18 protein-coding genes are annotated in these 22,465 nt (G+C 71.4%); 8 read left to right on the forward strand and 10 right to left on the reverse strand.

Annotated features, from left to right (window positions below; all coding sequences use genetic code 11):
- Positions 1–964 precede the first annotated feature (964 nt).
- From Vgi01_RS03195 to deoC, 3 genes are read right to left on the reverse strand one after another with little or no spacing between them, the layout of a single operon-like run.
- Positions 965–1,789, reverse strand: coding sequence for an aldehyde dehydrogenase family protein (locus tag Vgi01_RS03195; RefSeq protein ID WP_204290087.1), 825 nt, complete (start codon positions 1,787–1,789; stop codon positions 965–967).
- Positions 1,782–3,212, reverse strand: coding sequence for an aldehyde dehydrogenase family protein (locus Vgi01_RS03200; RefSeq protein WP_204290088.1), 1,431 nt, complete (start codon positions 3,210–3,212; stop codon positions 1,782–1,784). The genes Vgi01_RS03195 and Vgi01_RS03200 overlap by 8 nt, the downstream gene beginning before the upstream one ends.
- Before the next feature lie 5 nt (positions 3,213–3,217).
- Positions 3,218–4,228, reverse strand: coding sequence for a deoxyribose-phosphate aldolase (gene deoC / locus Vgi01_RS03205; protein ID WP_204290089.1), 1,011 nt, complete (start codon positions 4,226–4,228; stop codon positions 3,218–3,220).
- A 123-nt stretch (positions 4,229–4,351) separates the two neighbouring features.
- Here deoC and upp point away from each other — a divergent pair, with 123 nt between their 5' ends.
- Both upp and Vgi01_RS03215 read left to right on the forward strand, forming a co-directional pair.
- The gene (gene upp, locus Vgi01_RS03210; RefSeq protein ID WP_102660278.1) at positions 4,352–4,984 is read left to right on the forward strand and encodes a uracil phosphoribosyltransferase; all 633 of its coding nucleotides are present in this window, start codon (positions 4,352–4,354) and stop codon (positions 4,982–4,984) included.
- 75 nt (positions 4,985–5,059) lie between these two features.
- Positions 5,060–5,734, forward strand: a complete 675-nt coding sequence (locus Vgi01_RS03215) for a GOLPH3/VPS74 family protein (protein WP_102660277.1) — start codon at positions 5,060–5,062, stop codon at positions 5,732–5,734.
- Positions 5,735–5,790: 56 nt separating this feature from the next.
- Here the strand turns inward: Vgi01_RS03215 and Vgi01_RS03220 are convergent, their stop codons facing one another.
- Both Vgi01_RS03220 and Vgi01_RS03225 read right to left on the reverse strand, forming a co-directional pair.
- Positions 5,791–7,455 (reverse strand): phospho-sugar mutase, encoded by a 1,665-nt coding sequence (locus Vgi01_RS03220; RefSeq protein ID WP_204290090.1) that lies wholly within the window; start codon positions 7,453–7,455, stop codon positions 5,791–5,793.
- Positions 7,456–7,503: 48 nt separating this feature from the next.
- The gene (locus tag Vgi01_RS03225) at positions 7,504–9,603 is read right to left on the reverse strand and encodes a serine/threonine-protein kinase (RefSeq protein WP_204290091.1); all 2,100 of its coding nucleotides are present in this window, start codon (positions 9,601–9,603) and stop codon (positions 7,504–7,506) included.
- Between the two features lie 208 nt (positions 9,604–9,811).
- Between Vgi01_RS03225 and Vgi01_RS03230 the strand changes: the two genes are divergently transcribed.
- Together Vgi01_RS03230 and Vgi01_RS03235 are read left to right on the forward strand one after the other, a co-directional pair.
- Entirely contained in the window at positions 9,812–11,395 is a 1,584-nt protein-coding gene (locus tag Vgi01_RS03230) for an acyl-CoA mutase large subunit family protein (RefSeq protein WP_204290092.1), read from the forward strand.
- A 465-nt stretch (positions 11,396–11,860) separates the two neighbouring features.
- The gene (locus Vgi01_RS03235; RefSeq protein ID WP_204290093.1) at positions 11,861–13,123 is read left to right on the forward strand and encodes an amidohydrolase; all 1,263 of its coding nucleotides are present in this window, start codon (positions 11,861–11,863) and stop codon (positions 13,121–13,123) included.
- Here Vgi01_RS03235 and Vgi01_RS03240 read toward each other — a convergent pair.
- The gene (locus Vgi01_RS03240; protein ID WP_204290094.1) at positions 13,080–14,060 is read right to left on the reverse strand and encodes a DUF4349 domain-containing protein; all 981 of its coding nucleotides are present in this window, start codon (positions 14,058–14,060) and stop codon (positions 13,080–13,082) included. The genes Vgi01_RS03235 and Vgi01_RS03240 overlap by 44 nt on opposite strands.
- Before the next feature lie 119 nt (positions 14,061–14,179).
- Here Vgi01_RS03240 and Vgi01_RS03245 point away from each other — a divergent pair, with 119 nt between their 5' ends.
- The 3 genes from Vgi01_RS03245 to Vgi01_RS03255 all read left to right on the forward strand — a co-directional run bounded on the left by Vgi01_RS03245 (position 14,180) and on the right by Vgi01_RS03255 (position 16,612).
- Positions 14,180–14,812, forward strand: coding sequence for an MBL fold metallo-hydrolase (locus tag Vgi01_RS03245; protein WP_204290095.1), 633 nt, complete (start codon positions 14,180–14,182; stop codon positions 14,810–14,812).
- A gap of 4 nt (positions 14,813–14,816) precedes the next feature.
- Entirely contained in the window at positions 14,817–15,752 is a 936-nt protein-coding gene (locus Vgi01_RS03250; RefSeq protein WP_204290096.1) for a hypothetical protein, read from the forward strand.
- Positions 15,753–15,874: 122 nt separating this feature from the next.
- Positions 15,875–16,612 (forward strand): SCO6745 family protein, encoded by a 738-nt coding sequence (locus Vgi01_RS03255; protein ID WP_102660270.1) that lies wholly within the window; start codon positions 15,875–15,877, stop codon positions 16,610–16,612.
- Between the two features lie 115 nt (positions 16,613–16,727).
- Here the strand turns inward: Vgi01_RS03255 and Vgi01_RS03260 are convergent, their stop codons facing one another.
- Complete coding sequence (locus Vgi01_RS03260) at positions 16,728–17,183, reverse strand: gamma-glutamylcyclotransferase (RefSeq protein ID WP_043719680.1); 456 nt, start codon at positions 17,181–17,183, stop codon at positions 16,728–16,730.
- Between the two features lie 106 nt (positions 17,184–17,289).
- Here Vgi01_RS03260 and Vgi01_RS03265 point away from each other — a divergent pair, with 106 nt between their 5' ends.
- On the forward strand, positions 17,290–18,693 hold the full coding sequence (locus Vgi01_RS03265) for an NAD(P)H-quinone dehydrogenase (RefSeq protein ID WP_013731548.1): 1,404 nt from the start codon (positions 17,290–17,292) through the stop codon (positions 18,691–18,693).
- Here Vgi01_RS03265 and Vgi01_RS03270 read toward each other — a convergent pair.
- From Vgi01_RS03270 to Vgi01_RS03280, 3 genes are all read right to left on the reverse strand, one after another.
- Positions 18,650–19,333, reverse strand: coding sequence for a DUF998 domain-containing protein (locus tag Vgi01_RS03270; protein WP_204290097.1), 684 nt, complete (start codon positions 19,331–19,333; stop codon positions 18,650–18,652). The genes Vgi01_RS03265 and Vgi01_RS03270 overlap by 44 nt on opposite strands.
- 139 nt (positions 19,334–19,472) lie before the next feature.
- Positions 19,473–20,087, reverse strand: a complete 615-nt coding sequence (locus Vgi01_RS03275) for a DedA family protein (RefSeq protein ID WP_204290098.1) — start codon at positions 20,085–20,087, stop codon at positions 19,473–19,475.
- 303 nt (positions 20,088–20,390) lie between these two features.
- Positions 20,391–22,418 carry an ABC transporter ATP-binding protein gene (locus Vgi01_RS03280; RefSeq protein WP_204290099.1) on the reverse strand — a complete coding sequence of 676 codons (2,028 nt, stop codon included), beginning with the start codon at positions 22,416–22,418 and terminating at the stop codon, positions 20,391–20,393.
- Between the last annotated feature and the right edge of the window lie 47 nt (positions 22,419–22,465).

Consider the following 22,465-nt stretch of genomic DNA (forward strand, 5'->3'; position numbering starts at 1 on the left):
CGCTGGCCCCGACCGCGCTGGCCCCGACCGCGCTGGCCCCGACCGCGCTGGCCCCGACCTCGCTGGCCCCGACCGCGCTGGCCCCGACCTCGCCCCCTTGTAGCGCTGTCCCGGAGCAGGTCCAGCAATAGCGGCGATGTTGCGGCATCGCGCCGGCGTGCACCCAGCAACTTCAGCGTTGTTGCAGAGCCACCGCCTGGACAAGCGCTGTCGGTGGCGGACGCACAGGTGCCGGTGCAGAGTGCCCTGTTGCGGCATCGCCCCGCACCAGGCCCAGCAAGTACGGCGATGTTGCGGTATCAACTCGGCCCGCACCCAGCAATTTCGGCGTTGTTGCGGCATTGCCCCACGCAGCACCCAGCAACTTCGGCGGTATTGCGAGCGGCCGCCGGGCCCAGCCCAGTCGGTTGTGCGCGTCACGCCGGACCCGACCAGCAGCTACGAGCTGAGGCGGCATCACCTGGTCCTGTTGCGGCGTCGCGCCGGACGCCCTCGACAAGTTCGGTGATGTTGCGGTGTCGACGCGGCCTGCACCCAGCAACTTCGGCGTTGTTGCGCGCGGCCACGCAGACCTCACCCAGCAGGACCGGGCTGACGCGCCATCACCCGCACTGCACCCAGCAAACCTCTGGGAAGTCGCGCCCGCCCGATCCCCACAACCGCAGCGACAGCGCATGCTGCTCTCAGCCCCGCCTCACCCCGTTGACCGAGAAGCGGACGCAACCCGAGCGCAACCCGAACGCTGACCCGTGGCCCGTGGCCCGTGGCCCGTGGCCCGTGCCCGTGACCCCGTGACCCCGTGATTCGTAAGCCGACGACGGCGCATGCCACGGACGGGTTTCCGGGGGAGCCCACCCGCGCAGGGATCAAGCCTGACCGCCCGGAGCGGGTGGGCTCCCCCGGAAACCCACCCAGGGACAGCTAGAAACCCCACCCAGGGACAGCTAGGGCAAACCCGAAGACCTCAGACGCCCTTCGGGTGCCACACGGTCTTCGTCTCCAGCAGCGCCGTCATCCGCCCCAGCCCAGGATCGGCCGACCAGTCGTGATCAACCGGCACCGGCCGGAGCACCCGCTTGAGGTTCTCCGCCGCCTTGACCTCCAGGTCAGCGGCCAACTCGGGGTCGGTGACCCCGGTCAGGTCGATCGCGTTGACGTCCATGTGCGCGGCAAGGGTCGGCACGGTCTCCGACAGGCGACCGGTGAGGATGTTGACCACCCCGCCCGGCAGGTCGGAGGTGGCCAGCACCTCGGCCAGGGTCACCGCGGCCAGTGGGGCGGTCGGGGAGGCGGCCACCACCACGGTGTTGCCGGTGACGATCGCCGGGGCGATCACGCTGACCAGGCCCAGCAGGGCTGGTGTCTCTGGTGCCACCACCGCCACCACACCGGTCGGCTCGGGGGCGGAGAGGTTGAAGTAGGGCCCGGCGACCGGGTTCGCGCCGCCGTACACCTGGGGCAGTTTGTCCGACCAGCCTGCGTACCAGACCCAGCGGTCCGTCGCGGCGTCGACCTCGTCGGCCGGTACGCCCAGGGCCATGAACTGCTCGCGGCGGCCCTCCAGCATCTCGGCGACGCGGTAGAGGATCTGACCCCGGTTGTACGCGGTGGCCCCGGCCCAGCCCTTCACGGCGGCGCGGGCGGCGACGACGGCGTCCCGCGCGTCCTTGCGGGAGGCCAGCGACACGTTCGCGGATTGCACGAGATACGACCGTCCCGACTCGCTTCGCGGGAACTTCCCGCCGATGAAGAGCTTGTACGTCTTGCGTACCGCGATCCGCTCAGACATTGAGGTACGCCTCCAGCCCGTGCCGGCCGCCCTCGCGACCGTAGCCCGACTCCTTGTAGCCACCGAACGGCGAGGTCGGGTCGAACTTGTTGAACGTGTTGGCCCAGACCACCCCGGCGCGCAGTCGGTCGGCCGTCCACAGGATCCGGGAACCCTTCTCGGTCCAGATCCCGGCCGACAGCCCGTACGGCGTGTTGTTTGCCTTTTCCACGGCCTCGGCCGGGGTGCGGAAGGTGAGTACGGACAGCACCGGGCCGAAGATCTCCTCGCGGGCGATCCGGTGTGCCTGGGTGACCCCGGTGAAGATGGTCGGCGCGAACCAGAAGCCCCGTTCGGGCAGCTCGCACGACGGCGACCACTGCTGCGCGCCTTCGGCGGCCCCGGCCTCGGTCAGTTCCCTGATCCGGGCCAGCTGGGCGGCCGAGTTGATGGCCCCGATGTCGGTGTTCTTGTCCAGCGGGTCACCGACCCGCAGCTGGGCCATCCGGCGCTTGAGCGATTCCAGCACCTGCTCGGCGACGGACTCCTGGACCAGCAGCCGGGAACCGGCGCAGCAGACGTGTCCCTGGTTGAAGAAGATGCCGTTGACGATGCCCTCGACGGCCTGGTCGACCGGGGCGTCGTCGAAGACGATGTTGGCGGCCTTGCCGCCCAGCTCCAGGGTGAGCTTCTTGCGGCTGCCGGCGACCGCGCGGGCGATGGCCCGACCGACGTCGGTGGAGCCGGTGAAGGCGACCTTGTCCACACCGTCGTGCTCGACAAGCGCGCGTCCGGTCTCGCCGGCACCGGTGACGATGTTGACCACGCCGGCCGGCAGTTCGGCCTGCTGGCAGATCTCGGCGAACAGCAACGCGGTCAGCGGGGTGGTCTCGGCCGGCTTGAGCACCACCGTGTTGCCGGCGGCCAGCGCCGGGGCGATCTTCCAGGCCAGCATCAGCAGCGGGAAGTTCCACGGGATGACCTGGGCGGCCACGCCGAGCGGCCGCGGGTTGGCGCCGAAGCCTGCGTGGTTCAGCTTGTCGGCCCAGCCGGCGTAGTAGAAGAAGTGCGCGGCGGCCAACGGCAGGTCGACGTCGCGGGATTCCTTGATCGGCTTGCCGTTGTCCAGGGACTCCAGCACGGCCAGTTCGCGGGAGCGTTCCTGGATGATCCGGGCGATCCGGTACAGGTACTTGGCCCGGTCCCGGCCCGGCATCGGACCCCAGACCTTCTCGTACGCCTTCCGGGCGGCACGGACCGCGCGGTCCACGTCCTGCGGTCCGCCCTCGGCGACCTCGCTGAGCACCTCCTCGGAGGCCGGGTTGATCGACTTGAAGCTGCCGCCGTCGGCCGGGTCGACGAACGCGCCGTCGATGAACAGGCCGTAGGACGGTTTGATGTCCACCACCGAGCGGGACTCGGGGGCCGGAGCGTATTCGAACATCGCGGTCAGTCCAGGGTGAAGTAGTCGGGGCCGGCGTAGACGCCGGTCGTCAGCTTGGTGCGCTGCATCAGCAGGTCGTTGAGCAGGCTGGACGCGCCGAAGCGGAACCAGTCCGGGTCCAGCCAGTCCGGCCCGACGGTCTCGTTGACCATGACCAGGTACTTGATGGCGTCCTTGGTGGTCTTGATGCCGCCGGCCGGCTTCACACCGACCTGCCGGCCGGTGGCGGCGCGGAAGTCGCGGACCGCCTCCAGCATCACCAGGGTCACCGGCAGGGTGGCGGCGACCGGGACCTTGCCGGTGGAGGTCTTGATGAAGTCGCCGCCGGCCAGCATCGCCAGCCAGGAGGCACGACGGACGTTGTCGTACGTGCCGAGTTCGCCGGTCTCCAGGATCACCTTGAGGTGGGCTCGCGGTCGCCCCTGGCGACCGGCATCATCACCGCCGCAGGCTTCCTTGATCGCGACGATCTCGTCGTAGACCTCGCGGTAGCGGCCGGCCAGGAAGGCACCCCGGTTGATCACCATGTCGATCTCGTCGGCACCGGCCTCGACGGCGGCGCGGGTGTCGGCGAGCTTGACCTCCAGCGGCGCCTGACCGGACGGGAACGCCGTCGCCACGCTGGCCAGGTGCGGGGCGGTGCCGCCCGCCGCCCGCCCGGAACCGCGCAGCACCTCGGCCGCGTACGGGACCATCGAGGGGTAGACGCAGACCGCGCCGACGTGCGGGCAGGACGGGTCGGCCGGGTCGGGGCGCAGCGCCTTGGCGGCGAGCGCCCGCACCTTGCCCGGAGTGTCCGCGCCTTCCAGCGTCGTCAGGTCGACCATTCGGATCGCGAGGTCGATGGCCTGGGCCTTGGCGGTGGTCTTGATGGAGCGGGTGCCGAGTTGGGCCGCCCGCTGCTCGGCGCCGACCTGGTCCACGCCCGGTAGGCCGTGCAGGAAGGTCCGCAGAGCGGTCTCGGATCGTCCCAGCTCGGTGAGTTCCGAGTGGGCCGACGTCGCTGTCGCCGTCATGTCCCGAAGTCTACGCAGACCGATGGTGAGTGATCTTGACCAATGCGCTCCGGTGGTGAGCAGGGTCGCTGGTCGGGCCGGGGGGCCGCGCGCCGCCGTCGGCGGCGGGTAGGTTGAGCGATCGTGGACGTACTCGTCATTGACCACCCGCTCGCCCAGTCCCGGCTGACCGCCATGCGGGACGAACGCACCGATTCCTCCTCGTTTCGGGCAGCACTGCACGAACTCACCACCATGCTGGTGTACGAGGCTGCGCGCTCCTTCCCGATCGAGCGGTACCCGGTGCAGACGCCGGTGACCGCCACCGAAGGCACCCGGCTGGCCAACCCTCCGCTGCTGGTGCCGGTGCTGCGGGCCGGCCTCGGCATGGCCGACGCCGCGCTCGGGCTGCTGCCGGAGTCGTCCATGGGCTTCGTCGGGCTGGCCCGTGACGAAGAGACGTTCGAGCCGCGCGCCTACATGGAGTCGCTGCCCCGGGATCTGAACGGCCTGCCGGTGCTGGTACTCGACCCGATGCTGGCCACCGGCGGCTCGCTGGAGCACTGTTGCCGGCTGCTCGCCGAGCGCGGCTGCACCGACATCACCGTGCTCTGCGTGCTCGCCGCCCCCGAGGGCATCGAGCGCCTCAAGCGCTCCAACCTGCCGCTGCGCCTGGTCACCGCCGCCATCGACCAGGGTCTCAACGGCAGCAAGTTCATCGTCCCCGGCCTGGGCGACGCCGGCGACCGCCAGTTCGGCGGCATGCCCCGCTTCTGACCTGTGCCGTCAACCTCATGATCAACGGGGCGAGGCGGGGTGTCGGGGGCAGGGGTAGGGATAGCGTTCTGAGGCATGACGGGTGTTCCGCTTGCTGAGGAACTGCTCCTGCTCGCGTACGACGACGAGACCGGCAAGGCGACCATGCCGCGGATCAGCCTCGACCTGGGGATGGCTGCGGCGGCTCTGATCGAGTTGGCCCTGGCCGGACGGATCGCGTACGACGACGGCGCGCTGACGGTGGTCGACCCGACGCCGACCGGTGAGCCGGTCATCGACGACGTGCTCACCCGGATCGCCGCCGACACCCCGCACAGCCCGTCGTCCTGGGTGCAACGGCTGCGCCACGGCCTGCGCGACCGGATCCTCGGTGACCTGTGTGAGCACGGCGTCGTCCGCGATGTCGACGAGACCGAGCTGGGCTTCATCCACGTACACCGCTATCCGGTGCTGGACCGCTCGGTGGAGGCGGACACCCGGCAACGGCTCGCCGCCGCGCTGACCGGAGCGGCACCGGACGAGCGGACCGCGGCGCTGGCGACCCTGGTCGCCGTGCTCCGCATGGAGTCCGCCCTCGGGCTGAGCGGCGAGGCCGCCGAGCAGGCCCATCACCGGCTGGAGGAGATCGCCAGCGGGGCCGGCTTCACCGGCGAGGTCAGCATCGAGGGGTCGGTGGTCCGCCCCTCGGTCGGCCTGGTGGTGGCCGCCCTGGGCCGTGCCGTCCAAGCCGCCCTCGGCCCCCGCCACTGACCTGGTGTTAACAGGGGGCCCTTCCTATACCGCAGGCGTTAAGAAGGTGCCCTTCCTTACATGCCCAGGGCGTGTGCTGTTTGGGTGCGGAGCGTCGCAACGGCGAGCGCCGCGCGGGAGCGGGCCGCCGCGACGTCGCCGTCCGCGACAGGTTCCACCACCTCCAGGTACGCCTTGAGCTTCGGTTCCGTGCCGGAGGGGCGGATCACCACCCGGGCGGCGTCGGTACGCAGGATCACCACGTCCGCCTCGGGGAGCAGATCCTGTGCCTCGGTGACCGGCTGGCCGAGCAGGGTGGCCGGGGTGGCGGCGCGGATCCGGGCCATCGCGTCGGCGATCAGCCGCAGGTCGTCGACGCGTACGGAGAGTTGGTCGGTGTGGTGCACGCCGAACTCGGCGGCCAACTCGTCAAGCCGGTCGGTGAGCGTACGACCCTGCGCCTTGAGGCCGGCGGCCAACTCGGCGACGGTCAGCGCGGCGGTGATGCCGTCCTTGTCCCGGACGTGCTCGGGGGCCACGCAGTAGCCGAGCGCCTCCTCGTAGCCGAAGACCAACGGCTCGGCTCCGCCACCGGCCCGGACGATCCATTTGAACCCGGTCAACGTCTCGTCGTACGGCAGGCCCCGGGCGGTGCACATGGCCCGCAGCAGCGACGACGACACGATGGTGGTGGCGTACAGGCCGGTCACCCCGCGTCGCATCAGGTGGTCGGCGAGCAGCACCCCCACCTCGTCGCCGCGCAACATCCGCCAACTCTGCTCGCCCCGCACGGCCACGGCGCAGCGGTCGGCGTCGGGGTCGTTGGCGATGGCCAGGTCGGCACCGGTCGATTCGGCGAGCGCGACCAGCCGGTCCACCGCGCCCGGCTCCTCCGGGTTGGGGAAGCTGACGGTGGGGAAATCCGGGTCCGGTTCGGCCTGGTCGGGCACCACCCCGGGCACCGGGAACCCGGCGGCGGTGAAGGCGGCGGTCAGCACGGCCGCCCCCACGCCGTGCAGCGGGGTGTACGCCACGTTCAGCTCGCGCGGACCACCCGCCGGCAGCACCTCGACCGCGCGGGCCACGTAACCGGCGACCAGTTCGTCACCGAGCACCTGACCAGCCGGGCCGAGCGGCACCTCGGCGAGCGGGCCGACCGCCCGGATGGCGGCCTCGATGCCGGCGTCGGCCGGCGGCACGATCTGTGCCCCGGCACCCAGGGCACCGCCCAGTTCCGCGCCGAGGTAGACCTTGTAGCCGTTGTCCTGTGGCGGGTTGTGGCTCGCCGTGACCATCACCCCGGCCACCGCCCCGAGTTGCCGCACCGCGTAGGCGAGCACCGGGGTGGGCAGCGGTCGGGGGAGCAGCAGGGCGGCGCGTCCCGCGCCGGTGGCCACCTGGGCGGTCCGCTCGGCGAACTGCCGGGAGCCGTGCCGGGCGTCGTACCCGATCACCAGCGGGCCGGTGCCGCCCTGGGCCGCGAGCCAGGCGACAAGCCCGGCGGCGGCCTGGGTGACCACGGCGAGGTTCATGCCGTTCGGGCCGGCGCGCAGCGGGCCACGTAGCCCGGCGGTGCCGAAGGTCAGCGGTCCGGCGAACCGGTCGGCCAACTCCGGCGCGGTGGCGGGAAGACCGTCGAGCACCGCCCGCAGTTCCGCCCGGTCGGCCGGGTCCGGATCGTCGGCGAGCCAACGCTCGGCCCGCTCGCGAATGCTGTCAAGGTCTTCGGTGTCCGCCGCCATTGGCTCTTGATAGCACGACGGCGGATCACCACGGGCGCTCGCCCCGACTCAGCCGGCGTTGGTGAGCTGGAACGACTTCACCATCTCCTCGTAGATCGGCTTGCTCTCCTCGAAGCGGGAGTCGTTGGCGGTGAGGTAGAAGGAGTACATCCGGCCGTCGTGGGCCACCCCGTGCCAGACACCGTGCCGCATGGCCTCGCCCTGACCGCAGGTGTACTCGAACTCTGCCGACGGCTTGCCGGCCAGTTCCTTCTGCGCCATCGAGATCTGGTTGTACGGCTTGGCGCAGGATGTCGACTTGCTCTTCAGACCGTTCGCGGCGACCTCCGCCCAGCGGGCCGAGTCGCCACGCCACGGCTCGTTCAGGATGCGCACCCGACGGCCGCTGTCCTCCGGGTCGGTGTAGTCGACGTAGACGGCACCGGAGGGAGCGGCCTTCTTCCAGCCCTTGGGCACCAGCACCTGCACCCCGCGCCCCGAGTGCTCCTGCATCTCGATGCTGGGACCGGCGTCGGCGGAGGAGGAGGGGTCGGCGACCGGGGTGGTCGGTGACGAGTCGTCGCCGCCGGAGAGCGCCACGATGCCGATCAGCAGGATCAGCACCAGGCCACCGGCCGCGGCGAGCTGCATCTTGCGTGGCCAGCCCTTGACGGTGCCGACCAGTTGGCTGCCGGCCGCCTTCGCCTTGTCCAGCGGGCTGCCACCGGTGGGCGTCGGGCGGGCACCGTACGGCTGGCTGGGCGCTGCCGGCCACTGACCGCCGTAGTCACCGCCGATGTGCTGGGTGGCCTCCGGCTGCCCGCCGCCGTAGCCGAACGCCGCCGGCCCGACCCGCTGCGTGGCGTCCGCCCCACCGATCCGCTGGGTGGCGTCGGCTCCGCCGATCCGCTGGGTGGCATCGGCTCCGCCGAAGCGTTGCGTCGCGTCCGCCCCGCCGAAGTGTTGGGTCGCGTCCGCAGCGGTGCCGTAGGTGCGGCCGACAGGTGGCGGCGACATCGCGCCGTGCTGACCCGGTCGGGCCAGGCCGTCGGCGCTCGTCTCCTCCATCGCGGCGGCGCTGACCGGGGCGGCCTGGCCGGGGCGCTCACCGCGGCGCAGCGCGGCCAGCCGGTCGGTGAGCGACTCGCCGGGGGCGAGCATCGCCGAGCCGCCGATCTGGCCGGACGGCTTGGCCTTGGCCGGGGCGGGTGGCGCGCTGATCGGCGCGGGCTGCGGCACCTGCATCACCGAGTACGGGTCGGTCATCGAGTTGACCGCGGCGGCGTTGCTGCTCAGCGGGCCGGCGAGCAGTTCGCGCAGCATGGCACGGGCGGTGTGCACGTCGAGTCGGCGAGCCGGGTCCTTCTCCAGCAGGCCCATCAGCACCCGGGTCAGCGGGCCGCTGCGCTGCGGTGGGGCCGGCGGGTCCTCGACCACCGCGTGCATGGTCTCGATCGGGTCGCCCCGGTCGAACGGGGGTCGACCCTCCACCGCCGTGTAGAGCGTCACGCCGAGGGAGAACAGGTCGCTGGGCGGCCCGAACTCCTGCCCCATGGCCCGCTCGGGTGAGATGAAGTGCGGTGAGCCGAGCACCATGCCCGGCGTGGTGAGCTGCACGTCGGTGGGCATCCGGGCCACCCCGAAGTCGGTGAGCACGCAGCGCCCGTCGGAGCAGATCAGCACGTTTGCCGGCTTGACGTCGCGGTGCAGCACACCGATCGCGTGGGCCACCTCCAGGGCGCCGAGCAGCGCGATGCCGATCTTGGCGACCACCCGCTGGGCGATCGGCCCGTCCTCGATCACCATGTCGGCGAGGCTGCGGGCGTCCAGCAGCTCCATCACGATCCACGGCCGCCCGGCCTCGGTGACCACGTCGTACACCTGCACCACGGCCGGGTGGGCGATGGCGGCGGCGGCGCGGGCCTCGCGCAGAGTGCGTTCGTACATCGCGTCGCGGTCGCTCGGGGCCAGCCCCGGCGGGAGGATGACCTCCTTGACCGCCACGTCGCGGCGCAGCAGCGTGTCTGTGGCTCGCCAGACCGTGCCCATGCCGCCGTTGCCCACCGCCGAGCGCAACGAGTAGCGGTCACCGATGACGGTGCCGGGTGTTGCGCGTCCATTGGTGGGAGTGCTGACTGGTCCGCCGCTCCACGTCGGGATCTGAGTCACAGAAAAGCCACCGGGGAAGTCGAGGGGGCTGGGACACAACCCCCCTATCTTGCTGGTTCAGACGCCCGATGCGAAAGCCGGCGCGACGGACGTTTCCCCAACCGAACGGTACGTGTGCGACCCCTCACCTCTCGTCGTGGCGTCCGTCAAGGTCACTCGCGCGCCACCCCGAACCGGCTGAGCTGTTGCTTCGTCCTACCATCCGGTGATGAGCGAGTGGCGGTTGAGCGAGTCCGGTTTCCCGATCAAGGACGTCTACACGGCGGAAGACGTCCCCGGTGACCTGGATTCCCGGCTGGGCTCGCCGGGCGGGTACCCGTACACCCGTGGGGTCTATCCCACGATGTACACGTCACGCCCGTGGACCATGCGCCAGTATGCCGGTTTCGGCACCGCCACCGAATCCAACGCGCGGTACCACCAACTGTTGCGGGCCGGCACGATGGGTCTGTCGGTCGCCTTCGACCTGCCGACCCAGATGGGGTACGACTCCGACGACCCGATCGCCTCCGGCGAGGTGGGCAAGGTCGGCGTGGCCATCGACTCGATCGAGGACATGCGGCTGCTCTTCGACGGCATCCCGCTGGACCAGGTCTCCACCTCGATGACGATCAACGCGCCCGGTTCGGTGCTGCTGCTGCTCTACCAGCTCGTCGCCGAGGAGAACGGGGTGCCGGGCGCCGCGCTCAACGGCACCATCCAGAACGACATCCTCAAGGAGTACATCGCCCGGGGGACCTACATCTTCCCGCCGAAGCCCTCGTTGCGCCTGGTCGCCGACACGTTCGGCTACTGCCGGGCCGAGGTGCCGAAGTGGAACACGATCTCCATCTCGGGCTACCACATGGCCGAGGCCGGCGCCTCGCCCGTGCAGGAGATCGCCTTCACGTTGGCCAACGGCGTCGAGTACGTCCGGGCCGCGATCGCCGCCGGGCTGGCCGTGGACGACTTCGCCCCCCGGCTGTCGTTCTTCTTCGTCGCGCGTACCACCCTGCTGGAGGAGGTCGCCAAGTTCCGGGCGGCCCGGCGGATCTGGGCCCGGCTGATGCGCGACGAGTTCGGGGCGAAGAATCCGAAGTCGATGATGCTGCGCTTCCACACCCAGACCGCGGGCGTGCAGTTGACCGCCCAGCAGCCCGAGGTGAACCTGGTCCGGGTGGCTGTGCAGGGTCTCGGCGCGGTGCTCGGCGGCACCCAGTCGCTGCACACCAACAGCTTCGACGAGGCGATCGCGTTGCCGACCGAGAAGGCGGCCCGGCTGGCGCTGCGGACCCAGCAGGTGCTGGCGTACGAGACGGACCTGACCGCCACCGTCGACCCGTTCGCCGGGTCGTACGTGGTGGAGGCGATGACCTCGGAGATCGAGGAGGCGGCGGACGCGCTGATGGCCCGGGTCTTCGAGCACGGCTCGGCGGTGGAGGCGATCGAGGCGGGCTTCCAGAAGCGGGAGATCGAGCAGTCGGCGTACCGGATCGCCCAGGAGATCGACTCGGGGGAGCGGGTGGTGGTCGGCCTCAACCGGTTCGCCATCGACGCCGAGGAACCGTACGAGCCGCTGCGGGTGGACCCGACGATCGAGGCGGCGCAGGCCGAACGGCTGGCCAGGCTGCGCGCCGAGCGCGACGGTGCCGCCGTGCAGCGGGCCCTGGCCGATCTGCGGGAGGCCGCCACCGGCAGCGCCAACGTGCTCTACCCGATGAAGGAGGCGCTGCGTCTGCGGGCCACCGTCGGTGAGGTGTGCGGGGCGCTGCGCGAGGTGTGGGGCCTCTACCGTCCGACCGACCGGTTCTGACCGACCGTCGCGCTGCGTGTCGGTGCGCCCGTCCTGGGTACTGCGGTTCGAGTGCGCCCGTGGGCGTGCTCCGGCTGATCTCTGACGCACACGGTGTCCGGCCGGAGGGCGACCGTGCGTGTGAACGTGCCACGGTGCGCTCGTCGCCGGGTGTGGTCGGGTAATTGTCGTAGGGTCAGTTGATCGAGCGACTAATGCGACAATTCGGAAACAGTGCCGAAGGTCCGCCGAAGGATTTTCGGTCCGCTTACCCGATTACGCGTTGTAGGAGGTGAGGGGCGGATGACGACGTTCAACGGCGATCTACCTGCTGTCTCGCTCCGCTCCGGTGGCTCTCAGCAGGGCATACGTGACGCTGTGCGGTCCGACCATCACCGGAACGAGGTTGCGCAGAGTTACCACCAGGGGTCTACCCTGTCTGCTGTCCCCGATGATCCATCCATTTCTAGTGATCGAGATTTCGACGTGACGACTGCGTTGACGATGCCCACCGGCGAACAGTTGGTGGCGTCCTGGTCCGAAGCGCCGCCGCCGGGCGGCCAACCCCTGCCGGCCGAGTTGGACCACCTGCTCGCCCTGCGGGTACCGGGCCTGATCGCCACTCGCCGTCACATCCACTCGCATCCCGAACTGTCCGGTCAGGAGTTCGAGACGGCGGCCCTGATCGCCCGGGAACTCTCCCTGGCCGGACTCAACCCACGCATGCTGCCCAAGGGCAACGGGGTCATCTGCGACATCAACGGCCGCCCGGACGGCCCGGTGATCGCGTTGCGCGCCGACATCGACGCGCTGCCGCTGGCCGACGCCAAGGACGTCCCGTACCGCTCCACGGTCGACGGGGTCTGCCACGCCTGCGGTCACGACGTGCACACCACTGTCATGCTCGGCGTCGGCATGATGCTGGCCCAGCTCGCCGACCTGGGCGAGTTGCCGGGCCGGGTGCGGCTGATCTTCCAGCCCGCCGAGGAGATCCTGCCCTGCGGTTCGCTGGAGGTGATCGAGGCCGGGGGCCTCGAAGACGTGGTGCAGATCTTCGCGCTGCACTGCGACCCGAGCCTGCCGGTCGGCCGGATCGGGCTGCGGGTCGGCCCGATCACCGCTGCCGCCGACAACGTCACCGTACGACTCACCGGGCCGGGTGGCCACACCGCCCGTCCGCACCTGACCGTCGACCTGGTAGACGCTCTCGGTCGGCTCGTCACCGAGGTTCCCGCCCTGGTCAGCCGCCGCGTGCCGGCGAACAGCGGGCTGCTGCTGGTCTTCGGTCACGCCTCCGCCGGCACCCAGTACAACGTCATCCCGTCCGAGGCGTCCGCCTCCGGCACGCTGCGGGTGATGGACCGCGACACCTGGCACAGCGCCCCGGACATCGTCACCCAGGTGGTCCGCGACGTCCTCGCCCCGACCGGTGCCACTGTCGACATCGAGTACCTGCGTGGCCGTCCGCCGGTCAGCAACGACAGCCAGGCCATCAGCGTGCTGACCGCGGCCACCATCGCCGCGCTCGGCCCGCAGGGCGTCGCGGAGACCCCGCAGAGCATGGGCGGTGAGGACTTCTCCTGGTACCTGGAGTACGTCCCAGGTGCGCTGGCCCGGCTCGGCGTCGGCCGCGCCGGGCCCAACGTGGACCTGCACCGGCCGTCGTTCGACGTGGACGAGCGCGCCATCCCGGCCGGCGTACGGCTCATGGTGCAGACCGCGCTCCAGGCACTGGCGGCGCAGCGCTGACCTCGCCCGGCACGGCCAGCCCGGGCGGTGGCGGCGCGCCGACCGGCGCGACCAGCGCCGGCCCGGTCGGCCGGTTGCGCCGGCGTCGCCGATGCCACCACCAGAGCAACCCCAGCGGTACGCCGAACACCAGCAGCCACGGCAGGACCGCGCCGAGCACGGTGACCAGTACGGTCATCGAGGCCAGGAAGACCTTCCAGCCGCCGCTGAGCCCGACCAGGAAGCCGAGCTGATCCTCGTCCTCGGTGGTGCTCGCGTTCGGGCCGACAAGCGTGACGGTGATCGTGGACAGTGCGGTCAGGTCGGCCAGCCGCCGCTTCTTCGCCTCCAATGAGGCGAGGTCGGCCTCCCGGCGGCCCAGTTCGTTCTCCAGGCTGATCAGGTCGCTTATCGAGTCGGCCTGGGCCAGCAACCGCCGGGCGCTGTCCACCCGGGCCCGCTGGGTGGCGATCCGCGCGTCCAGGTCGATGGTCTCCTCGGTGACGTCCTGGGTGTCGATCTGCCGACGCTGCTGGCTGCCCAGCCGGGCGAGTTCCTCCACCACCGGGTAGAACCGGTCGGCCGGTACCCGCAACTGCAACTCCGCGACCGCGTCCGCCGCGGCGCTGCGCCGCTGGTCGCCGCCGACGAAGCCACCGGCCCGGGTCGCCGCCGCGACGGCCTCGCGGGCCTTCGCCTCCACATCGTCCACCTTGATCTCCAGGGATCCGGTGTAGATGATCGCGCGTTGGTCGACCCGGGTGTCCGTCGCCGTGCCGGCCCCGCCCTGCGCCGGCTCACCGGCCCCCCGGTCCGCCATCGGCGGTGCGGCGGCACCCGCGTCCGAGCTGGTCGCCTCGTCACTGCCGCTGCTACTGCCACAACCCGCGAGCATCAACAACGCGAGCAGCGCACCCGCCGCCGCTGTCCGGTGCCGACGGACTCTTCGTAGTCTCATCCCCGTTCCCCTCTTCCCGACCCCCGGCTGCGGGGTGATAACTCGGACGCCCCGCGCCACCTGACAGGTTCCGGCAGACTGCGCTGAAGAAGTCACGATTCGATATGGGAGGCATCACGATGCGGCTCACCAAGTACGCCCACTCGTGCGTACGGATCGAGCACGACGGTGGGGTGCTGGTCGTCGATCCGGGCATGTTGAGCGAAGCGGCGGTGGCGTTGGACGGCGCCGACGCGGTGCTGATCACCCATGAGCATCCCGACCACGTCGATGCCGAGGCGATCAACCGACAGCTGGAGCGACGGCCGTTCGTCATCCACGGCCCGGCGTCAGTGTCCACGGTGCTGGGCGACGCGGCCGAGGCGCTGCATCCGGTGAACCCCGGCGACTCGTTCACCGCCGCCGGGGTGCCGGTACGCGCCTACGGCGGTCGGCATGCGGTGATCCACCCCGACATCCCGGTGGTGGACAACATCGGCTACCTGTTCAACGACGTCGTCTACCACCCCGGCGACGCGCTCTTCGTGCCGCAGGACGTACCGGTCGACACCCTCTTCGCGCCGATCCACGCGCCCTGGTCGAAGTTCTCGGAGGTGGTCGACTTCATCCGGGCGGTCGCGCCGCGTCGGGCCTTCGCCCTGCACGACGGGCTGCTCAACACGAACGGCCTCACGGTGCTCGACCGGCAGTACACGGCGCTGTCGGGCAGCGAGTACCAGCGGCTGGAGCCGGGCAGCCGGATCGACGGCTGAGCCGATGCCCGAACCGGCGCCTGATCTCGTCGAGGAGCTCTACCGCACGCCGCCGGACCGGTTCGTCGCGGCCCGGGACGCCGCCGTGGCGCAGGCGCGCCAGGCCGGAGATCCGCGTACCGCCCGGGAGATCGCCCGGTTGCGTCGGCCGACCGTCGCCGCCTGGCTGGTCAACCTGCTCGCGTTGGACCGCCCTGAGCTGGTGGCAGACCTGGTGCAACTGGCCGACGCGCTGCGGACCGCGCAGCGTGAACTGCGTGGCCCACGGCTGCGCGAGCTGTCCGCGCAACGGCGCGCCGTGGTGGGTGCGCTCGTCGCCGAGGTGCGCCGGCTGGCGGCCGACGTGGAGGGGGCGCCATCGAGCGGGAAGCTGCCGCTGGCCGAGGTCGAGGCGACCCTGAACGCCGCTCTGTCCGACGTGCAGGTCGCCGAGCAGGTCCGCTCCGGACGCCTGCTGCGCTCCACCCACTACGCCGGGTTCGGCGAGGTGCCCCGGCCGCAACTGCGCCTGGTGACCGGGGGAGAGGAGCCGCCGTCGGCCGCACCGGCCCGGCAACAACCGGCCCAGCGTGGTGCGTTGCGCGCCGAGCAGGCCCAGCGGGCGGCCCGCGCCGAACGTGAGCGCCGCCGTCGCGCGTTGGACAAGGAGCTGACCCGGGCCCGTACCGATCAGGAACGGGCCGAGGACGAGCTGGCGGGCGCGGCGGCGGCCGAGCGCGACGGTGCCGCCGCCCTGGACCGGCTCGAAGCGGAACTTGCCGAGTTGGAGCGCCGCCGGGCCGTGGCCGAGCAGGAGCTCAGCCGAGCCCGGTTGGCCCGTCGGGCGGCCGAACGGGCTGCCGGTGCGGCCCGGCGGCGCACCGGCGAGGTCGAAGCCGCGGTCGAGGCGCTGGAAGCCGAGGAGGAGGATGCGGGCTCTGGCGGCGGCGCGGCAGACTGACTCCTCATGGACGGACCTTCGGCCAGCTTTCACCCGGACGGACGTATCCGCACGGACGGACGTATCCGCACGGACGGACCTTCGGCCGGGTGCCGGCCGCATGCGCCTTCCGGCGGTCGGGGATGACTCCGGAACAGGTGGCCGCGGCCAGCAAGCCGGCGGTGCTCGCGCTCGGTGACGCGTACAGCCGTTGTCCCACCACACTGCGTCGGGCCCGGCTGCTCGGCATCTCGGGCTGGGCCTTCTACATCACCGGCCGGGCCGGTGCCCTGGGCGACGTGCGGGCCGAGACCGTGGCCGCCGCGCTCGGCTTCATCGCCCCCGACGCGGTGGCCGACGGCTGGGACGCCGCCGCCCGCACGGTGCGACCGCTGGAGGTGGCCGCCGCCAGCCTGGTCGAGTGCTGCCGGTGGGGCGAGGAACGGCTGGCCGACCTGCCGCACCTGGACCGCCTGGTCGACCTGGTGGAACGGGTCGTGGCGGCGGCCGACGCCAGCGCGATGCCGTTGTTCGCGGCGTGGCGGGCCATGCCGTTGCCCGCTACCTCTGCGGGCGCGCGACTGGCCGTCGGGCTGCGCCTGCTGCGGGAGCACTTCACCGGCGCCCATCTGGTGGCGGTACGCGCCAGCGGGATGTCACCGCTGGAGGCGGTGCTGGCCGGGCCGGAGGGGGAGAGCGGTGCGATCGCGTGCGGGTGGCCACCGCCGTACCCGCCGGTCGCGCCGCTGGTGCGGCGGCGGCTGTGGGCCGAAGCGGTGACCAACCGTCTCGTCGCACCCGCGTTCGTGGCGCTGGGTCCGGCCGGCGGCGCGGAACTTGTGGAGCTGCTCGCCGCGACCCGGGCGCACACCGAGGGCTGACCTCTTGGCTGGCCCAGGGGACGAAAGCGGGCCGACCAGGACAGATCGCCCGGGTTCCGGGGTCGACGCCCGCCGTGCGGACGGCCGGTAGCAGACTGAGGGCGTGGGAGACGCGCTACGCCGACGCGGTGCCGGTGGGGCGGGACCGCAGTTCAAGGACGTAGTCGTCCGGCGCGCCCGCCTTCTCGGCGGCGTTCGCGATCTCGGAGAGGTACCACGAGGTGGGCAACCCACCCTCGTAGCCGTCGAAGACGTAGACCCAGGCCGTCACGTCGCCGTCCAGCGTCGACACTCGGACGGTCAGCTTCCGGTACGTGCCGGAGGTGACGCCCTCGATCTCGTCGAGCTGGGCGGCGTCGTACGGGTGGATGTCGTAGAGGGCCACGAAGACCCGGTCGCCGGGCGACTCGACCACGGTGCTGACCGCACCCTCCCAGCCGATGACGTCCTCACCGGCGAAGGTGAGCCGCCAGCCCTCCAGCCAGCCGATGCCCACCATCGGCGAATGCGGGCAGTAGGCACGCATCCGAGCAGGGTCCAGGTTCGAGCCGTAGGCGGCGTAATGACGCACGGCGATGACGATAGCCCGACGGGCGCTCGGGGGAGAATACGACGGTGCGTGTCGCACGCGCCGGGGAGAAGAAAGTCACTGTGAGCATGGACGAGGGGCGGTCGTGGTGAGCCGGATCGTGATCATTGGCGGCGGGCCGGCGGGATACGAGGCGGCGCTGGTGGCGGCCCAACTGGACGCCGACGTCACAGTCGTGGAGGACGAAGGTGCCGGCGGTGCCTGCGTGCTGTCCGACTGCGTGCCGTCGAAGACGTTCATCGCCAGCTCGGAGGTGGTGACCGGGTACCGCGACACCGAGGTCTTCGGGGTGCACTCCGACGGCCTGGAGGCGGTCACCGTCGACGCCACGGCGGTCAACGAGCGGGTCAAGCGGCTCGCCCTGGCGCAGTCCAGCGACATCCACGCCAAGCTGGTCAAGGCCGGGGTCACCTTCGTCTCCGGGCGGGCCCGGCTGGGCGAGGACACCCTCGGTCACACCCACCGGGTGATCGTCACCCCGCACGGCGAGGAGGCCGCGTACGCGATCGGCGCGTCGACGGTGCTGATCGCCACCGGGGCCACCCCCCGCCAGCTGCCCACCGCCGTGCCCGACGGCGAGCGCATCCTGACCTGGCGACAGGTGTACGACCTGCCGGAGCTGCCGGAGCACCTGATCGTGGTCGGCTCCGGGGTGACCGGCGCCGAGTTCGCCAGCGCGTACCTGGCCATGGGGGTGCAGGTCACCCTGGTCTCCAGCCGGGACCGGGTGATGCCGCACGAGGACGCCGACGCCGCGCAGGCCATCGAGCGGGTGTTCCGGGCCCGGGGCATGAGCATCCTGAACAACTCCCGCGCCGAGGGGGTGCGCCGTACCGACGACGGCGTCGAGGTCGAGCTCTCCGACGGCCGCAAGGTGTACGGCTCGCACGCGCTGATCGCGGTCGGCTCGATCCCCAACACCGAGGCGCTGGGCCTGGCCGAGTACGGCGTCGAACTGGCCCGGGGCGGCTACGTGACGGTCGACCGGGTCTCCCGTACCAACGTGCCCGGCATCTACGCGGCCGGCGACTGCACCGGGGTGCTGCCGCTGGCCAGCGTCGCCGCCATGCAGGGCCGGATCGCCATGTGGCACGCGCTCGGCGAGGCGGTCCGGCCGCTGCGGCTGCGGACCGTCGCGGCGAACGTCTTCACCGACCCGGAGCTGGCCACCGTCGGCGTCTCGCAGGACGAGGTGGACGCGGGCAAGGTGCCGGCCCGGCAGGTGATGCTGACGCTTGACGGCAACGCCCGGGCGAAGATGGACGAGGTGGCCGACGGCTTCGTCAAGCTGTTCTGCCGCCCGGCCAGCGGCCAGGTGATCGGCGGCGTGGTGGTCGCCCCGAAGGCCAGCGAGCTGATCCTGCCGATCACCATGGCGGTGGAGAACAACCTGACCGTCAACGAGTTGGCGCAGACCATCACGATCTACCCCAGCCTCTCCGGCTCGGTCACCGAGGCCGCCCGGCAACTGATGCTGCACGAACTGGAGTGACCTCCCGTCGCCCGGTCCGCGCGTGAGAGTGCGCGGGCAGGGCGACGGCGAGCAGGGCGAGCAGGGCGAGCAGGGTGACCTCGCTGAGGATGAGCCCCCGTTCGATGAGTCCGTAGAAGGCGCGGTCACCGGGATAGGCGGACCAGATCTGGGTGGCGGCCAGCAGCAGGCTGACCACCGCGAGGACGCGCAGCCAGTGGCGGGTACGGGCCCCGGTGGGCAGGTGGGCGGCGAGCAGCCAGCCGACGACCGGCAGGGCGAGGAACGCCACCACCGAGGCGTACCGGTGCACGTATGCGGCGGTGCCCATCTCGGTGCCCGGCGGGTTGGTCGGCACCAGACCGGCCAGCAGCAGCCCACCGGCCCACGCCGCGAGCAGCAGTTGGGCCGCGCCCAGCCGACCGGCGCGGGCCCCCGGCCCGGCGAGGCGACCCAGGGCCGGTACGAGCAGAGCCGACGCCACGCCCAGCGTCAGCATCGCCAGGTGGATGACTCCGCCGGATTCGGAGACGGCGTAGTCGCTGACGGTGAGGCTCACCGGGTCCAGGTCCCGTACGCCGAGGTGGCCGATGACGCCGAGCAGCGCGGCGAGGGCGATCCCGCCGAGGGCCAGTGCACCGTTGTTCCGGATTCCAGGCATGCCTCAGCCTGTCGCCGAACCCACCCCAGACGGATCCGGGACGAGCACCGAAATCCGACCCGGGGTGCACCCGGACCGGGTCATCCGGTGTTCCCCCCAGGGAGGCCGGTCGGCCTTCCGTGAGCCGTACGGGCTGACCTCAGTCGGCGGGCAGTTCGGCGGGGGCCGGGGTCAGCCGGGCGGCGATCAACGCCAGCGCCCAGCCGGTCAACGCGAAGCCGGCGGCGGCCACCGCCGCGATCAGCACCATCCGCCACGCCGACCCGGTCAGCGCCGCGCCGCCGAGGTGCCCGACCAGGCCGCCGTACGACGCCCAACCCACCGCCGCCGTACCGGCGTAGGGCAGGAACAGGCGCAGCGGATAACGGCCACGGCCGGAGGCGAAGCAGACAGTCATCCGGCCGCCCGGCACGAACCGGCAGAGCAGCAGCCCTGTCGGGCCGGGCCGGCGCAGGCCGGCAGCGAGCCGGCCGGTCAGCCGTCGGGCCCGACCGGTCACCTCGGGGCGCGGTGGCTGACGCCGTGACGTGCTGCGGCCGAGCAGGTAACAGGCCAGGTCCCCGGTGAACACGCCGAGCGCCCCGATGGCGATGGCCAGCGGCAGGTCCAGCCCGCCGTAGACGGTGAGCGCGCCGCCGGTGATCATCAACAGCTGCGTGGGTATCACCGGCACGAAGGCGTCCAGCGCCAGCAGACCGAACAGGAGGAGGTATGCCCAGTCAGGTGATGCCACCTGGGTGAGTAGTTCGGGCACCACTGTCCCCTCGCGCTGCGGCCGGTCCGGATACGTGTCGAGCCTGACGGTGTGTCCGGCATCACCGACGACGACCCCGCCCCCTCGTGACCAGCGACACTGCCCGGGCGTTGGGGCATGTGACTGCTTTCTACCGGCGAATATCTAAATATCCCGGTGTGGGGTGAGGGTCGCCGAAACGTCGCCGGGCGGCGTACCGTTGTCGGCGCGCGGCCCGCGCGTGCGTCGGGTCCCCCGTTCCTGATGCCCGGGCCCGCAGCCGGGCCGCTGACAGGTCCCGTGTCAGCGGCCCGGCCACCACCCTCAGGCAGGCACGGCGACCGGGTCGTCGCCGCTGACCGGCTGCTGGAACTGCGACTGGTAGAGCCGGTGGTAGGCCCCGCCCGCCGCGAGCAGTTCGGTGTGGGTGCCCTGCTCGACGATGCGACCGTCCTCCATCATCAGGATCAGGTCGGCGTCGCGGATGGTGGAGAGCCGGTGCGCGATGACGAAGCTGGTCCGCTCCGACCGCAGCGCCGCCATCGCCCGCTGGAGCAGCACCTCGGTACGGGTGTCCACCGAGCTGGTCGCCTCGTCGAGGATCAACAGCGAGGGTTCGGCGAGGAAGGCCCGGGCGATGGTGATCAGCTGCCGCTCGCCCGTGCTGACGTTGCTGCCCTCCTCGTCGATCACCGTGTCGTAGCCGTCGGGCAGGCTGCGGACGAACCGGTCCACGAAGGTGGCCTGGGCGGCGGCGAGGATCTCCTCCTCGGTCGCGTCCGGCCGCCCGTAGGCGATGTTGTCCCGGATGGTGCCGCCGAACAGCCAGGTGTCCTGCAGGACCATGCCGATGCGGCCCCGCAGGTCGTCGCGGCGCAGCGCGGTGATGTCCACCCCGTCGAGCGTGATGCGGCCGGCATCCAACTCGTAGAAGCGCATGATCAGGTTGACCAGGGTGGTCTTGCCGGCGCCGGTGGGCCCGACGATGGCCACGGTGTGCCCCGGCTCGGCGACCAGGGACAGGTCGGTGATCAGCGGCTTGTCCGGGTCGTACCGGAACGAGACGTGCTCGAACTCGACTCGGCCGTGCGGGTCGCTCACCCGGGCCGGAACCGCCGGATCCGGTTGCTGTTCCTCGGCGTCGAGCACCGCGAAGACCCGCTCGGCCGAGGCCACCCCCGACTGGAGCAGGTTCGCCATCGAGGCGACCTGGGTGAGTGGCTGGGTGAACTGCCGGGAGTACTGGATGAACGCCTGCACGTCGCCGAGGCTCATCGAGCCGGAGGCGACCTGCAACCCGCCGACCACCGCGATCGCCACGTAGCTGACGTTCCCGATGAAGAACATCGCCGGCATGATGATCCCGGAGATGAACTGGGCCCCGAAGCTGGCCGCGAACAGCTCGTCGTTCTTGGCGCGGAAGGCCGCCTCCACCTCACGCTGCCGACCGAAGACCTTCACCAGTTCGTGCCCGGTGAACGCCTCCTCGATCTGCCCGTTCAGCTCGCCCGTGTGGGTCCACTGCGCGATGAACTTGCGCTGCGACCGCTTGGCGATCTGCCCGGTCACCACCACCGACAGCGGCACCGCGACAAGCGCCACCAGGGCCAGCAGCGGCGAGATCCAGAACATCATGCCGAGTACGCCGACCACGGTGAGCAGCGCGGCCAGCAGCTGACTCAACGTCTGCTGGAGGGTCTGCGAGACGTTGTCGATGTCGTTGGTGACCCGACTGAGCAGTTCCCCACGCGGCTGCCTGTCGAAGTAGGGCAGCGGCAACCGGTTCAGCTTCTCCTCGACCTCGGCCCGCAGCTGGAACACGGTCCGCTGGACGACGCCGTTGAGCAGCCAGCCCTGCCACCACAGCAGCAGGCTGGCCACCACGTACAGGCCCAGCGCGAGCAGCAGCACCCGGCCCAGCGCGGAGAAGTCGATGCCCACCCCGGGCACCACGTCCATCCGGGCGAGCATGTCGGCGAAGTTGTTGTTGCCGGCCGCCCGGGCGGCGGCAACGGCCTGCTCGGCGGTGGTGCCCGCCGGCAGCTGCTGGCCGATCACCCCGGTGAAGATCAGGTCGGTGGCGTACCCGAGCACCTTCGGCCCGATCACGGTGAGCCCGACGCTTACCACCGCCAGCGCGATGATGGCGCTCAGGTGCAGGCGGTGCGGACGTAGCCGGCCCATCAGGCGCCGCGCGCTGGGCAGGAAGTTCAAGGAACGCTCGGCGGGCATGCCCATGCCCATGCCGCCGTGCGGACCGCCGCGGTGGCCGCCGCCGGGCAGCCGTTTCGGCGCACTCTCGCTGCCCGACTGCTGCGCCGGAATGGCGGCCTGAGATCCACGCTCGCTCATGCCGGCACTCCGCTTCGCTGCGTGCCGTCATGAGGCACCTTTGCGCT

Origin of the sequence: Micromonospora gifhornensis, from assembly GCF_016863515.1 — a bacterium.
Classification (GTDB): domain Bacteria; phylum Actinomycetota; class Actinomycetes; order Mycobacteriales; family Micromonosporaceae; genus Micromonospora; species Micromonospora gifhornensis.